12 protein-coding genes are annotated in these 14,718 nt (G+C 64.1%); 11 read left to right on the forward strand and 1 reads right to left on the reverse strand.

The window, feature by feature from the left end; translation table 11 throughout:
• Positions 1–178 precede the first annotated feature (178 nt).
• The 6 genes from nadA (at position 179) to J2R99_RS03115 (ending at position 8,527) form a co-directional block, all read left to right on the forward strand.
• Entirely contained in the window at positions 179–1,267 is a 1,089-nt protein-coding gene (nadA, locus tag J2R99_RS03090; protein WP_307153022.1) for a quinolinate synthase NadA, read from the forward strand.
• Positions 1,268–1,289: 22 nt separating this feature from the next.
• A complete protein-coding gene (locus J2R99_RS03095; RefSeq protein WP_307153023.1) occupies positions 1,290–1,754 on the forward strand; it encodes a GNAT family N-acetyltransferase in 465 nt (154 codons plus the stop codon).
• 1 nt (position 1,755) lies between these two features.
• Positions 1,756–3,384: an L-aspartate oxidase gene (locus J2R99_RS03100; protein ID WP_307153024.1), complete on the forward strand. Its 1,629-nt coding sequence runs from the start codon at positions 1,756–1,758 to the stop codon at positions 3,382–3,384.
• Positions 3,368–4,222, forward strand: a complete 855-nt coding sequence (gene nadC, locus J2R99_RS03105; protein ID WP_307153025.1) for a carboxylating nicotinate-nucleotide diphosphorylase — start codon at positions 3,368–3,370, stop codon at positions 4,220–4,222. The genes J2R99_RS03100 and nadC overlap by 17 nt, the downstream gene beginning before the upstream one ends.
• 167 nt (positions 4,223–4,389) lie before the next feature.
• The gene (gene ppdK / locus J2R99_RS03110; protein ID WP_307153026.1) at positions 4,390–7,059 is read left to right on the forward strand and encodes a pyruvate, phosphate dikinase; all 2,670 of its coding nucleotides are present in this window, start codon (positions 4,390–4,392) and stop codon (positions 7,057–7,059) included.
• A 256-nt stretch (positions 7,060–7,315) separates the two neighbouring features.
• On the forward strand, positions 7,316–8,527 hold the full coding sequence (locus J2R99_RS03115) for a cell wall hydrolase (RefSeq protein ID WP_307153027.1): 1,212 nt from the start codon (positions 7,316–7,318) through the stop codon (positions 8,525–8,527).
• Between the two features lie 140 nt (positions 8,528–8,667).
• On the opposite strand, the gene J2R99_RS03120 is transcribed toward J2R99_RS03115, so the two are convergent.
• Entirely contained in the window at positions 8,668–9,441 is a 774-nt protein-coding gene (locus J2R99_RS03120; protein ID WP_307153028.1) for a 2-keto-4-pentenoate hydratase, read from the reverse strand.
• A 102-nt stretch (positions 9,442–9,543) separates the two neighbouring features.
• Between J2R99_RS03120 and J2R99_RS03125 the strand changes: the two genes are divergently transcribed.
• The 5 genes from J2R99_RS03125 to J2R99_RS03145 all read left to right on the forward strand — a co-directional run bounded on the left by J2R99_RS03125 (position 9,544) and on the right by J2R99_RS03145 (position 14,704).
• Entirely contained in the window at positions 9,544–10,794 is a 1,251-nt protein-coding gene (locus J2R99_RS03125) for an MFS transporter (RefSeq protein WP_442476013.1), read from the forward strand.
• 97 nt (positions 10,795–10,891) lie between these two features.
• On the forward strand, positions 10,892–11,887 hold the full coding sequence (gene acuI, locus J2R99_RS03130; protein ID WP_307153029.1) for an acrylyl-CoA reductase (NADPH): 996 nt from the start codon (positions 10,892–10,894) through the stop codon (positions 11,885–11,887).
• Between the two features lie 73 nt (positions 11,888–11,960).
• Complete coding sequence (locus J2R99_RS03135; protein WP_307153030.1) at positions 11,961–13,007, forward strand: glycosyltransferase family 2 protein; 1,047 nt, start codon at positions 11,961–11,963, stop codon at positions 13,005–13,007.
• Positions 12,982–14,112, forward strand: a complete 1,131-nt coding sequence (locus J2R99_RS03140; RefSeq protein WP_307153031.1) for an acyl-CoA dehydrogenase family protein — start codon at positions 12,982–12,984, stop codon at positions 14,110–14,112. Before J2R99_RS03135 ends, J2R99_RS03140 begins: the two co-directional genes overlap by 26 nt.
• A gap of 7 nt (positions 14,113–14,119) precedes the next feature.
• Positions 14,120–14,704 carry an SAM-dependent methyltransferase gene (locus tag J2R99_RS03145; RefSeq protein ID WP_307153032.1) on the forward strand — a complete coding sequence of 195 codons (585 nt, stop codon included), beginning with the start codon at positions 14,120–14,122 and terminating at the stop codon, positions 14,702–14,704.
• Positions 14,705–14,718 lie beyond the last annotated feature (14 nt).

Genomic DNA, 14,718 nt, shown 5'->3' on the forward strand with positions numbered 1-14,718 from the left:
GCGCCTTTCGGGGGATCGCGGCCGCCGAGCCGCGCACTTTGTGCATGACGACGTTGCGTCAACCGTCTTGCACGGCGTTGATTTCGCCCCTATCTGAGTCGCATCCGGCACTGCCGGTTTTTGTTTGGCCCATCTTATGCTCAAACTGAGCATAAATATATAAACGGGAGGGGCGAGTATGGTTCAGGGTTCCAGCGCAGCGGCCGCAATCGGCACGGGCGGGAATGTTTCCCTCGACACGGCGGCCGATCGTTACGGCGTGAAGCCTTACCCGGATCTCGCCTATACGCCGGAGATCGCGGAAGCGACGGCGCCGATTTACGAGAAGGTTCGCCATGTCATCCCGGCGATCGAATGGCCGGTGCACGCGCCTTACGTCTACCACATCAACCGCCTGAAGGCGGAGCGCGGAGCCATCATCCTCGCCCACAATTACCAGACGCCGGAGATCTATCACGGCGTTGCGGACATCGTCGGCGATTCCCTGCAGCTCGCGCAGGAGGCGGCGAAATCCGAGGCGGAGATCATCGTTCAGTGCGGCGTGCACTTCATGGCGGAAACTTCGAAGATCCTATGCCCGGAAAAGACGGTGCTCATTCCCGACAGCCACGCCGGCTGCTCGCTCGCCGCCTCCATCACCGGCGAAGATGTGCGGCTTCTGCGCGAGGCGCATCCGGGCGTACCAGTCGTCGCCTACGTCAACACGACCGCCGACGTGAAGGCGGAGGTCGACATCTGCTGCACCTCCTCCAACGCGCTCGAAGTCGTGGAAAGCCTCGGCGCCAAAGAGGTGATCATGCTGCCCGACCAGTATCTCGCCGCATGGGTCGCATCACAGACGGATGTGAAGATCATCACCTGGAACGGGGCCTGCGAGGTGCATGAGCGCTTCACCGGCGACGAGCTGCGCGCCTACCGCGAGGCCGATCCGTCGATCCGCATCATCGCGCATCCGGAATGTCCGCCCGACGTTCTGGCCGAAGCCGATTTCACCGGTTCGACGGCCAAGATGATCGGCTGGGTGCAGAAGGAAAACCCCGGCAAGGTGCTGATGGTGACCGAATGCTCCATGGCCGACAATGTCGCGAGCGAGGCGCCGGGAGTGGAATTCGTACGCCCGTGCAATCTTTGCCCGCATATGAAGCGCATCCAGCTGCCGAAGATCCTCGATACCCTCGTCTATATGAGCGAGGAGGTCGTCCTAGATCCGGTGATGGCGGCACGGGCGCGCCGCTCGGTGGAGCGCATGATCAATTTGAAGAGCTGAGTTCTGCCGTGAGGGCTTCGGCATGCGCATCAGAAGGGCAGAGCCCTGCGATGCAGAGGCGGTGAGCGACGTCTTGATCGCATCCATCATCGGGCTCTGCGGAGCCGATCACGGCGGCATCCCCGCCAACATCAAACGTTGGACGGCCAACAAGGCGCCCGGAACCGTGGAGGAATGGATCAAAGATCCCGCCTCGACACTGCTTGTGGCCGAAGAGGATGGCGAGATCGTCTGCGTCGGTGCCTTCAGAGGCGCCGAGATCCTCCTCAATTACGTGAGACCCGCGGCGCGCTTTTCCGGCGCGAGCAAAGCCATGCTTGCCCATATGGAGAGGGAAATGCGCAAACAAGGAATCGTCGAGGCGCGTCTGACGAGTACAGCGACGGCGCACCGTTTCTATCGCTCGGCCGGCTGGACGTATGAGGGCGAACAGGCAAAGGCTATCGACGGCCCCCAGGCGCTGCCGATGTCGAAGCGGCTTTCCTGAAGTGAACCTTTCCCCGCACCCCTTCCCGCCGCAATCCTGGGCCGGCATCGACGACGTCGTCATCGTCGGCGGCGGCCTCGCCGGTCTTTTCTGCGCGCTGAAACTCGCACCGCGCCCCGTCACCATCATCACGGCGGCGCCGATCGGTGAAGGCTCATCCTCCGGTTGGGCGCAGGGCGGCATCGCTGCCGCCATGGATCCGGGCGACACGGTCGAAAACCATGTGGCGGACACGATCGCGGCCGGCGCGGGCCTTGTCGAAGGTGCCATCGCCCGCGGCATGGCGGAAGAGGCCGCCGCCCGCATCCACGACCTTCTGTCCTATGGCGTACCCTTCGACCGCGACCTCGAGGGCAAGCTCACGCTCTCCCGCGAGGCGGCGCATTCGCATCGCCGCGTAGTCAGGGTCGGCGGCGACAGCGCGGGCGCGGCCATCATGCAGGCGCTCATCAAAGCGGTGCGCGAAACCTCCTCGATCCGCGTCCTGGAAGGCTTCGTCGCCGAAAGCCTGAAGGCGGAAGGCTCCTACGTCACCGGGCTCATCGCCCGCGACCGGCGCGGCGGGCTTTCGGCGCGCATGCTGTTGCCGACGCGTGCCATCGTGCTCGCTTCCGGTGGCATCGGGCATCTCTACTCCGTCACCACCAATCCCCAGGAGGCGCGCGGCGAAGGCCTCGGCATGGCCGCCCGGGCGGGCGCGCTCGTGGCAGATGCGGAATTCGTGCAGTTCCACCCGACCGCCGTCGATGTCGGTCGCGATCCGGCCCCGCTCGCCACGGAAGCGCTTCGGGGCGAAGGTGCGGCCATCGTCGACCGCAACGGCCACCGCTTCATGTTCGATATCCACGAGGCGGGCGAGCTTGCGCCGCGCGATATCGTGGCCCGCGGCGTGCACCAGGCGCGCCATTCCGGGCGCGGTGCTTTCCTCGATTGCCGCGAGGCCGTGGGAGCGGAATTTCCCGAACGCTTCCCGACCGTCTTTGGCGCCTGCATGGAGGCCGGGATCGATCCGCGCGTGACGCCGATCCCAATCGCGCCGGCCGCGCATTACCATATGGGCGGCATACATGTGGATGGGCTGGGCCGCAGCTCCCTCGACGGTTTGTGGGCCTGCGGCGAGGTTTCCTCCACCGGCGCACATGGTGCCAACCGGCTTGCCTCCAACTCGCTTCTGGAAGCCGTCGTCTTTGCGGCCCGCATCGCCGAAGATGTGCAGGGACTTTTGCCCAATCACCGCATGGTGCGCTGGTCGGACGAATCGACGGCCGATACGAGCGCCGGACTTCCGAACGAAGACGCGCTGCTTGAGCGACTGCGCCGGCTCATGGACGCCGCTGTCGGCGTGGTGCGCAGCCGTGAGGGGATTGAAGCCGCACTTGCCGAAATGGAAACGATCCGGGCGACGGCCAAGCATCCGAGCCTCCTCAACTCGTTGACGGCGGCCAAACTCATCGCCGTGGCCGCCCTTCGCCGCGAGGAAAGCCGCGGCGCGCATTTCCGCTCCGACTTCCCTTATCCACAACCCGAAGAAGCACACCGGCGCTTTCTCACACTCGCCAAGGCCGATGCGATCGCCAAGGGCGCCGTCACCGCTTTCCAGGAGAATTCCCCTCATGCCGACATCGCCTGAGCTGCCGGACCTTATTGTCGAGAAAGCCGTGCGCGCTGCGCTTGAAGAAGATCTCGGGCGTGCGGGTGACATCACGTCGCAGGCAACGATCCCGGCCGACCGCCGGGCGGCGGCCACTGTCGGAACTCGCTCCACCGGTACGCTCGCCGGCCTCGCTCTCGCCCGCAAGGCCGTCCTCCTGATGGACCCGGACGCACAGTTTCAGCCGCATGCGGCCGATGGCGACAGGCTTGAAGCCGGTGCCGTCATCGCGGAGATCTCTGCGAACGCCCGCGCCCTCCTCTCCGCGGAGCGCACGGCGCTCAATTTCCTCTGCCATCTTTCCGGCGTTGCGACCGCGACAGCCGAATTTGCGGCCGCCATCGCTCATACGAAGGCACGGATCACCTGCACCCGCAAAACCCATCCGGGTCTGCGCGCGCTCCAAAAATACGCGGTGCGCTGCGGCGGCGGCTCAAACCACCGCTATGGTCTCGACGACGCGATCCTGATCAAGGACAACCACATCGCGGTCGCTGGCGGCGTCAGAGAAGCCATTCGAAGCGCCAAGGAATTTGCCGGGCATCTGGTCAGAATCGAGGTCGAAGTCGACACGCTCAAACAGCTTGCGGAGGCTCTGGAAGAAGGGCCCGACGTCATTCTCCTCGACAATATGGGGCCGCCAACCCTTCGCGAAGCGGTGGCGATGACGCGTGGCCGCGCCACTTTGGAGGCCTCCGGCGGCATCACGCTCGCCACCGTCGCGGCAATCGCGGAGACCGGTGTCGACTATATCTCAACCGGATTTATCACGCATTCGGCTCCGATACTGGATCTCGGCCTCGATATTGCGCTCTAAAGCACTTGATAACCTGAAGAAATCGTCCTGTCGTGCGGCTTCTTCCCTAAGGGAATGAAGCGTTCTTCGCGTAGCAGATGTCCCGAAGCCCACGTTGTGCCGACCGGCTGAACGTTTTACAGCCGGTTTGGGACAACGTGTAAATCGACCAGGTTTCCGGAGGCACGATGACGAAGTGGGTATATTCCTTCGGCGGCGGAAGCGCTGAGGGCTCGCGCGACATGCGCAATCTTCTCGGTGGCAAAGGCGCCAATCTTGCAGAAATGGCCAATCTCGGCCTGCCTGTGCCGCCGGGCTTCACCATCTCCACGGAAGCCTGCAACTGGTTCTACGCCAATGGCCGGCAGATGCCGGAGGGCCTGCGCGAGCAGGTGGCGGAGGCGCTGACGAAACTCGAAAAGCTGCAGGGCAAAACGCTCGGTGGCGCGCCGATGCCGCTGCTTCTGTCAGTGCGTTCGGGTGCGCGCAGCTCCATGCCGGGAATGATGGATACAGTCCTCAATCTCGGCCTCAACGACGAGAGCGTCCTGGCGCTCGCCGAAAGTGCCGATCCGCGTTTCGCCTACGATTCCTACCGCCGCTTCATTCAGATGTACTCCGATGTCGTTCTCGGCGTCGAACATCATGATTTCGAGGCGATACTCGAGCAGGAGCGCGAGGCGCGCGGCTTCGAGACTGACACGCAGCTTTCCGCAGAAGACTGGCAGGTGGTGATCGAGCGCTTCAAGGCACTCGTCATCGAGGTCAACGAGGGTCCCTTCCCGCAGGATCCGCAAGACCAGCTGTGGGGCGCCATCAGCGCCGTATTCTCCTCCTGGATGAACAACCGCGCCATCACCTATCGCAAACTGCACGATATCCCGGAGAGCTGGGGCACCGCCGTCAACGTGCAGGCCATGGTCTTCGGCAATATGGGCGACACCTCGGCGACGGGCGTGGCGTTCACACGCGATCCCTCGACGGGCGAGAAGGCGCTCTATGGCGAATTCCTCGTCAACGCGCAGGGCGAAGATGTCGTCGCCGGTATCCGCACACCCCAATATCTGACGGAAAAGGCCCGAGTTCAGGCCGGCAGCGACGCCCCGTCTCTCGAAACGTTGATGCCGGACTCCTTCAAGGAATTCTGCGCACACGCGGATCGTCTGGAACGCCATTACCGCGACATGCAGGACATGGAGTTCACGATTGAACGCGGGACCTTGTGGATGCTGCAGACCCGCAACGGCAAACGCACCACCCATGCCGCCCTCAAGATCGCGACCGGCATGGCCGAGGAAGGCCTGATCACCCAGGAAGAGGCGGTGATGCGCATCGAGCCGACGTCGCTCGACCAGCTCCTGCATCCCACGCTCGATCCCAAGGCGGAACGCAACGTCATCGCGCGCGGCCTGCCCGCCTCGCCGGGGGCGGCCAGCGGCGAAATCGTGTTCACGCCGGACAAGGCCGACCTTCTCACCAAGGAAGGCCATCAGGTCATCCTGGTGCGCATGGAAACAAGCCCGGAAGACATTCAGGGCATGGTGTCCTCGCGCGGCATCCTGACCTCGCGCGGCGGCATGACGAGCCATGCGGCCGTCGTCGCCCGCGGCATGGGCAAGCCCTGCGTCTGCGGCGCCGGATCGCTCAAGATCGACCACAAGGCGGGCACCATGATGGTGCTCGGCAAGGCCTATAAGGAAGGCGACATCATCACCATCGACGGCTCCACCGGCGAGGTGATGGAGGGTGCCGTCGCGATGCTGCAGCCGGAAGTGTCGGGCGACTTCGCCACCTTGATGAAATGGGCCGACCAGGCACGCCGTCTCGGCGTGCGGGCCAATGCCGAAACGCCGGAAGATGCAAGAGCGGCACGCGATTTCGGAGCTGAGGGCATCGGCCTGTGCCGCACCGAGCATACCTTCTTCCAGGACGACCGGATCATCGCCATGCGGGAGATGATCGTTGCGGAAGACAGGGAAGCGCGACGCGCCGCGCTTGCCAAGCTTCTGCCGCTGCAGCGCCACGATTTCTTCGAGCTCTTCAAGACGATGCGCGGGCTGCCGGTGACCATCCGGCTCCTCGATCCACCGCTGCACGAATTCCTGCCCAAGGGCGAAAAGGAGATCGAAGAGGTTGCGGCGGCGATCGGCACTGAGCCGTCACGCCTGCGCGAACGCATCATCGAGCTGACGGAAGCCAATCCGATGTTGGGCAGCCGCGGCTGCCGGCTTCTGCTCCTGCATCCGGAAATCACCGAGATGCAGACCCGCGCCATTCTGGAGGCGGCTCGCGATGCAGCTCATCAGACCGGCGAACCTGTGATCCCGGAGATCATGGTGCCGCTCGTCGGCATGCTGGCAGAACTCGACAAGGTGAAGGAAGTCATCGACCGCACCGCAGAAGAGGTGAACGCCGCAAGCGAGATCAAGATCACCTATACGGTGGGCACCATGATCGAGCTGCCGCGCGCCGCCATTCGGGCGCGGGAGATCGCTCAAAGCGCCCAATTCTTCTCCTTTGGTACCAATGATCTGACGCAGACGACCTACGGTATCTCGCGTGACGATGCGGCCTCCTTCCTCGGCCATTATCAGGAGATCGGACTGATCGAGAAGGATCCGTTCATCACCCTCGATACCGAGGGCGTCGGGGCGCTGATTGCTCTCGCCGTCAAGGAAGGACGCGTAACGAAGCCGGACCTCAAACTCGGCATTTGTGGCGAGCACGGCGGCGATCCCGCCTCGATCCGCTTCTGCGAAGAAACCGGCCTCGACTACGTGTCGTGCTCTCCCTATCGCGTCCCGGTTGCGCGTCTTGCGGCCGCCCAGGCTGCCCTTGGCAAAAAAGCAACAGGCTGAATCTTCTTTCCGCCTGCAAGGCTGGGGCAAGGAATTGTCAACTTCTTGCCCCATTCCGCCGCGATACGGCAGGCTCTTCGGACGGACCTCTGGGGCAAAGGGGGGACCGTCGGGCAAGACGGGTCGGTTGGCCAAGTCGAGCGACCCGATTAACCGGTTGTAAACCGCGATTTGTTTTTCTCGTTCGTGAGGACGGGAGCGGAACGCGAGCGATTCGCGCGGCGAAAGCGCTTGTGCCCGGCAAAGAGGTTTCTTCATGGCAGTATGGCGCGGCGTAGGAAGGACTTGGCGTTCCGCATCGACAGCGGGATTGCTCGGTCTGGGCGCCCTGGTCGCTGCGACATCGCCAATTGCCTATCAGGATGCTGCAGCCATGATTTCGGGCGATCTGCCCGACCAGCGCTGGCAGACCCGTCTTGAGGCGATGTCCGTTGGCAATATTCAGAACGCTTCCCTGACACCGGGCTCCGGTATGGGCGATGCCCGCACCATTCCCGTGCCGGCACTTGGCGAAGGAGCCGAAGTGGCCGTTCCGAGCCCGGAAGGTCCGCTGACCACCGAAACGGTCAATCGCGACCGCAAGGGCGACCTCCTGATGACGCGCTCGCCGGTTGCGCGCAAATCCGACAAGCTGCCGGCCGCCGGCCAGCTCTGGAACATGGACGACATCTTCTCGTCGCGCGACGGCCAGGATCTGCCGAAAGTCGCATTCGCCAATCCTTCCGATGAGGACATGGCGGGGTTGATGGTCGCTTATTCCCATTTCATGCAGAAGCACGAAGCGACCACGCACGACAACGGCATCATGCTCGCCCGCAGGGACAGCATCCCCGCCGACGCAGCACTGGTCGCTTATGCACCGACCGGAGACGGCCTCGACGCGCCGTTCGACGCCGTCATCGGCTCCGCCCCAACGACGGGTCAACTTCTTGGCGATCTCGGCACACCGCGCGTGAAGCCGGAGGAGACGCCCTCTCTCTGGGATTGGATGCGCGGTCGCCACCGCACCAAGCCGGAGCATGCCTGGATGCTCAATACGCTCCCTGAGAGCGTCAAAAGCGAAAAGGAACAGGCCTGCCTCTCGCGCGGCGTTTATTTCGAAGCTCGCGGCGAAAGCAAGCTCGGTCAGATCGCCGTCGCCCAGGTCATTCTCAATCGCGTCAAGAACCCCGCCTATCCGGATACGATCTGCGGCGTGGTCTACCAGAACAAAAACTGGCGCAATCGCTGCCAGTTCTCCTTTGCCTGCGACGGGATTCGTGACCGAATCCGATCACCCTCGGCATATGAGCGCGCAAAACAGGTCGCACTCGATGTGACCGAGGGGAAAGCATGGCTTGAGGAAGTGGGCGATTCGACCCACTACCACGCCACCTATGTCCGCCCCCGCTGGGCAAGCAGCATGAAGCGCACAGACAGGATCGGCCGCCACATCTTCTACCGGACCTATGGCGGCGGCTGGAGCTGATCCAACTCGTGAACGCGGCGACACCGCATTCGTTCCACGCTCCTACGTTTTTTCTGAAAGTCCTTCGGACGGCCCTGCCGCCAGCGCGACAGAGCCATCCCAATTCGAAGGCCTCGCTCTCCGGATGAGGCTTGTTCGGGTCAGCTCTCGCGAGCGAAGTTCACGCTCACCTTGCCGAGCTCGCCGAAATCGCCCGTCACCGTCGAGCCGGGTTCCGGCACCACGATGCCCATCGTCGTTCCGGTCAGCACCCAATCGCCTTCCTGGAGCTGCAGCCCTTGCTCTGCGAGCCTTTCGGTCAGCCAGAGAAGCGAGTTGAGCGGCCCGCCCATGACGGCAGCACCTGAACCTTTATTCGTGACGACACCATCGCGAAGCCCCGAGACGGCTACCTCCGCCAGATCCTGACTGTCCCAGTTCTTGACCTGAGGGCCTAAGACGAAGGCACAATGGGCGCCGAAATCTGCGAGAACCGCCGGATAGCGTGTGAGTCCCTCGCCTTCGGTGCGGCGGCCCGCGACCTCCAAAGCGAGGTGACAGGCCGTGACCGCCTGGCGCAGGCTCGCCGGATTGGGCTTCGTGTCAAACATCGGATAGGTCTCGCCGATGCGGAAGGCGAATTCGCATTCGACGCCACGATAGTGCTTTTTCCACACAAGGGTGGTGCCATCGCGGCTGAGATCGCTCTCCACCATGGGCGCAAACCATGGGCCTGGCGCACCAGTCGCCTTTTGCGCCGCCTCGCTCGTTGAACCGATCTTGTAGCCGATCCGTCGTCCGCCATAGAGCACGACCGCGGCCGCCAGGATGTCTTCCGCCGCCTCGGCCTGATCGATGGCCGTGACGTCGACGGCCGCATATTCTCCCGACACCCGCGCCGCGGCCAGCGCCTTGGCGATATCCTCTTTGTTCATCCCAGCTCCAGTTCAGAATCTCTCAAAAGCAAGATAAGGTCTTTTCGTTTTCCGCGGCGGAAAGTCTCAGGCTATCGTCGCCCTCTTTGCGGGATAGGCCTCATGACGATGCGCGGTCAATCTGCCAGCTCTGGCAATTCAGTTCCCGGCGCGACACATGCCGCGCTGCCATGGGCCATCATCATCGCCGGCTGCACGGTGGCCCTTCTCACCTTTGGGCCCCGGTCGGCCATGGGCTTCTTCCAGATCCCGCTCCTCACAGAGAGGGGCTGGGACCGCACGACCTTCGGCCTCGCCATGGCGATCCAAAACATCGCCTGGGGCCTCGGCCAGCCTTTTTTCGGCGCCATCGCTGACCGCTTCGGCACGGCGCGCGTGCTGGTGGCGAGTGCCCTCCTCTATGCTGCCGGCCTCGTCATCATGTCCTACTCGCCGGCGCCTTTCTGGCTTCATGTCGGTGGCGGCGTTCTCGTCGGTCTTGCCGTGGCGGCCGGCTCCTTCGGCGTCGTCATGGCGGCTCTTGCCCGCCGCGTGCCACCGGAGCGGCGCTCCTTCGTCTTCGGCCTGGCGACCGCCGCGGGCTCGTTCGGCATGTTCGCCTTCGCACCGATTTCGCAGGCAATGATCGACGCACTCGGCTGGTCGGATGCCCTGATCGGTCTCGCGATCCTGATGGCGCTCATTCCGCTCGCCGCGATCCCCCTGCGCGGCCAGCCACGCCATCAACTCAATCCAGGAGAGACCGAACAGAGCGTCGCCGAAGCTCTTGCACAGGCGTTGCGCCATCGCAGCTTCGTGCTTTTGTTCACCGGCTTCTTCGTCTGCGGCTTCCAGGTCGCCTTCATCACCGCGCATTTTCCCGCCTATATCGCCGATCTCGGCCTGTCTCCGCGCTGGGCGGTGATCGCGATCAGTCTGATAGGCTTCTTCAACATCATCGGCTCGATCGCGTCAGGCGCCATCAGCGAGCGCTATTCAAAGCCGATCTTTCTCGCGCTGATCTATCTCGCGCGCTCACTCGCCGTAACGATCTTTCTGTTTGCACCGCCCAGCCCCGCTTCGGTGGTCATCTTCTCCGTCGTGATGGGGCTCTTGTGGCTGTCGACGGTGCCGCCGACCAATGCGCTCGTCGCCATCATGTTCGGCACGCGCCATCTCGGTTTTTTGGGCGGGATCGTCTTCCTGTCCCACCAGATCGGCTCGTTCCTCGGCGTCTGGCTCGGAGGTTATCTCTACGACAAGACCGGCTCCTATGACGAAGTCTGGTGGCTTGGCGTAATCCTCGGACTGTTCGCCGCAGCCGTCCACTGGCCGATCCGAGAACAGGCGGCCGAGCTGCGTTTCGCATCGTGACGGAGAGCCGATCGGACAGCGAAGCCCTGGCTCCCTCTTGTCCCCTTGCGCGTCGGCGTCATCTGCGCAACGTGACCGCGACAACACGGAGATCCCCATGGCCGAAACCTTCAAAGCCATCCTGATAGATCGGGACGAGGACAAGAAGCAGTCTCTATCGCATGCCGATCTGACGACCGACGACCTTATGGATGGCGACACGATCGTTCGCGTGACGCATTCGACGGTGAATTATAAGGATGCGCTCGCGGTCACCGGCAAGGGGCCGGTCATTCGGCGCTGGCCGATGATCCCGGGCATCGATCTGGCGGGCGAGGTCGTCTCCTGCGACACCGGTGTCTTCAAGCCTGGCGACAAGGTTATCCTGAACGGTTTCGGCCTCGGCGAAACGCATTACGGCGCCTACGCCGGCATGGCGCGGGTGAAGGCCGATTGGCTGATCCGACAGCCCGAAACGCTCTCGGCAGCGGAGGCGATGTCGGTCGGCACGGCCGGCTATACGGCTATGCTGTGCGTCATTGCCCTTGAACGCCACCAGATCACGCCGGACCGCGGACCCGTAGTGGTCACCGGCGCCACAGGCGGCGTCGGCTCTGTCGCCACCGCCATTCTCGGCAAGCTCGGCTATCACGTGATCGCCTCGACCGGGCGCAGCGAAGAGGCTGACTATCTCAAAAGCCTCGGAGCCTCCGAGATCATCGACCGCAAGGAGCTTTCTGAACCCGGAAAACCGCTCGGCAAGGAGCGCTGGGCAGGTGGTGTCGATGCTGTCGGCTCCGTCACGCTCGCCAATGTGCTCGCCCAGACGAAGTACGGCGGCGCCGTCGCCTGCTGCGGACTTGCCGGCGGCATGGATCTCCCGGCCTCCGTCGCACCGTTCATCCTGCGCGGCGTCTCACTTCTCGGCATCGATTCGGTGATGGCTCCGAAATCGATCCGCGAACTTGCTTGGCAGCGGATTGCGAGCGATCTCGACCGCAGCAAGCTCGCTTCCATCACGCACGAGATCGCATTTTCCGATATTGAGCAGGCGACGTCCGACCTTCTTGCCGGCAAGGTGCGCGGCCGCCTCGTGATCAATATCGCCTCATAGCCAGCTAACGAGCGGTAACCAATTCGGGCCTGGCGTGTTGTGGGAGGCGTCGTGTCTTCCGTGAGGCCCAAGATTGTCATCGTTCCACCCCGTTGTGGCGGTTCCCGCCCGCGATGAAGAAGAGCGTCTGCCACAACTGATCGCGGCTCTCGCCCGACAGACATGGCTTGCCGGAGGACACCGGCTGCCTGTCGTCATCGTCTGCAACAATTGCAAAGATGCCTCGGCCGCTGTCGCGCAGGCGGCCGCGGCCAGGGCCCCGCAAATCGCGCTCAGCCTGCTTGAGGTGACCCTGACGGGCGACGACAACCATGTCGGCGTCGCCCGACGTATGGCCATGGAAAAGGCCGCAGCCAGCGGCGCCACCGTCATCCTGACGAGCGACGCCGACGCAAGACCGGCGCCGGATTGGGTGCTCGCCAATCTGATCGCCCTGCGCAAGGGTGCGGATATCGTCGCCGGTCGCCTCGTCGGCGACCAGGAGGAAGAAGAAAAGCTCGGCCCCGGCTTCGTTCGCCGCGCCCGGCTCGTCGCCCGTTACCAGGAGCTGCTCGACCGCCTCGCCGCGCTGATCGATCCTCTCCCCCACGATCCCTGGCCACGCCACTCAGACCATACGGGCGCCAGCCTCGCTCTGCGAACGGAGCTCTATCGCGCCCTTGGCGGTCTGCCGCCTTTGCCCCGCCGCGAGGATCTTGCTCTCGTCAGCCGCGCCAGAGCGCAGGGAGCCCGACTCAGGCATGCGCCTGAGGTGGAAGTTATTGTCTCAGCGCGCCTTGAAGGACGCGCGAAGGGCGGCATGGCCGATTGCATTGCCGCCTGGGTCGAGGAGGAAGAAGCGCAGCAGCCTCTGTTGGTCGAGGCGCCGGAACGTGCCGAGGCGCGCTTCCGGCTTCGCCGCCGCCTGCGTGATCTCGCCGCCGCCGACGGCACCTGGCGGAACGCTTTGACGGAGCGCACGCTTTCCACTCTGCCTGTTTCGGCGCCCGAACCGCCGCTTGCGTTGATCGAAAGACTGGCCGGCGACGAGCCGGACGCGCCCCGCACCATGCCGGTCGAGGACGCGCTGTCATATCTGGAGGAGCGACTGAACCATGCCGCTAAGAGCTTCGCTGCCTGACAGCGCCCCCCATCCGTCCATCCCGGTCGATCTTGCTGCCCTCGCAATGCGTATCGGGGCCGAAGCAGCCCGCCATGACGCGGCAAGATCATTCCCAGCTGAGGGCTTCGCCGCTCTTGCGGAGGCGGGGCTCCTATCCGGCCCGCTTCTGTCGGCGGAGCGGATGGAGGATCTCCTCTACCTACTTGCCGTCGTCGGGCGCGGCGACCTCAATGTCGGGCGCATTTTCGAAGGCCATGTGAACGCCTTGCAACTCATCTCGCTCTTTGGCTCCAAGGCGCAAGAGAACCATTACCAGAGCGAGGCCAGGCGCGGTCGCATCCTCGGCGTGTGGAATACGGACGCCCCTGGTCACCCGCTCAAGCTTGAAGACGGCGCTCTTGCCGGCGCCAAGAATTTCGCTTCCGGCGTCGATGGCCTTTCGCACGCCATCGTCACCGTGGAAGAGCCGGGAGGACGACAAATGCTGATTATGCCGGTCGCCGACAGGCCGGTCGATCGCAGCTGGTGGCGACCTCTCGGCATGAAGGCCTCCGGCAGTCACGTCGTCGATTTCTCAGGCGTTGAGGTCGCGCCGGAATGGTTTCTCGGCCGGCCGGGCGATTATGTGCGTCAGCCCTGGTTTTCGGCGGGCGCGATCCGTTTCGCCGCCGTCCAGCTCGGCGGAGCGCATGCTGTTCTCGATGCCGCCCGCGAGCACCTGACGCGGACGGGGCGCGCCGATAATCCCTATCAGGCGCACAGGCTCGGCGACATGGCGCTGGCCGTGGAGGGTGGCTACGGCTGGTTTGCCCGTGCCGCGGCGGCCTGGCGGCGAGGCTGTCTCGGAGAGGCCTCGGAAGCCGAACAGGGCCAGGCGGTCGCCACCGCCAATGCCATGCGCATCGCCATCGAAAAACTCGCCATGGACGTGCTCACAACAGCAGAACGGGCCGTCGGTGCCGCGGGCCTCGTGCAGCCGCATCCGTTGGAGCGGCTCGACCGCGACCTCAGAACCTATCTTCGCCAGCCCAATCCCGACGGGGCGCTTGCCGCCGTGGGCGAGGCGCTCGCCGACGGACGTTTCGTCATCGGGCGACCGCCGCGCGACATCCGCTCAGATTGAGGGCCGGATGACGCCGCGCGCCGCGATCGATCCGGATGGATTTGAAGAGAAGTTCCGCCACGACATTGATCCCTGGCGCTATCGAAGCTCGTCCTTTGAAGAAACGAAGCGACGCGATCTCATCGCTGCAGCCGGCAGCGGGCCCTATGCGCGCGGGTTGGAACTCGGCTGCGCGATCGGCGTCACGAGTCGCGCGCTCGCCTCGCTCACGCTCAAGCTTCTCGCGCTCGACGCCTCACCGACGGCGCTCGCTGAAGCCAGACGAGAATGCGGCGACCTTGCCTCGGTCAGCTTCCGCGAGGCGGTGTTGCCACGCGATCTGCCACGGGGCGAATTCGACCTCATCGTCGCCTCCGAGATCGCCTATTATCTCACGGAAGCGGCGCTTCACCGCCTGGCCTTTGAGCTTCCGAAACGGCTTGCTCGCGGCGGGCGCATCGTCCTCGTGCACCATGTGCGCCCTTTTTCGGACGCGGCCGTGCATCCGGCCCTCGCGCACGAATTTCTGCGGCAAAGTCTTGAGCGCCGCCTTGTGCCTGTCTGGCACAAAGCCCGGGCGCATTACCGGGTGGATGCGCTCATCCGCCCCTGACCTTGCCCACTATT

It is taken from the genome of Rhodopseudomonas julia (genome assembly GCF_030813515.1).
In the GTDB taxonomy this organism is placed as follows: Bacteria; Pseudomonadota; Alphaproteobacteria; order Rhizobiales; family Afifellaceae; genus Afifella; species Afifella julia.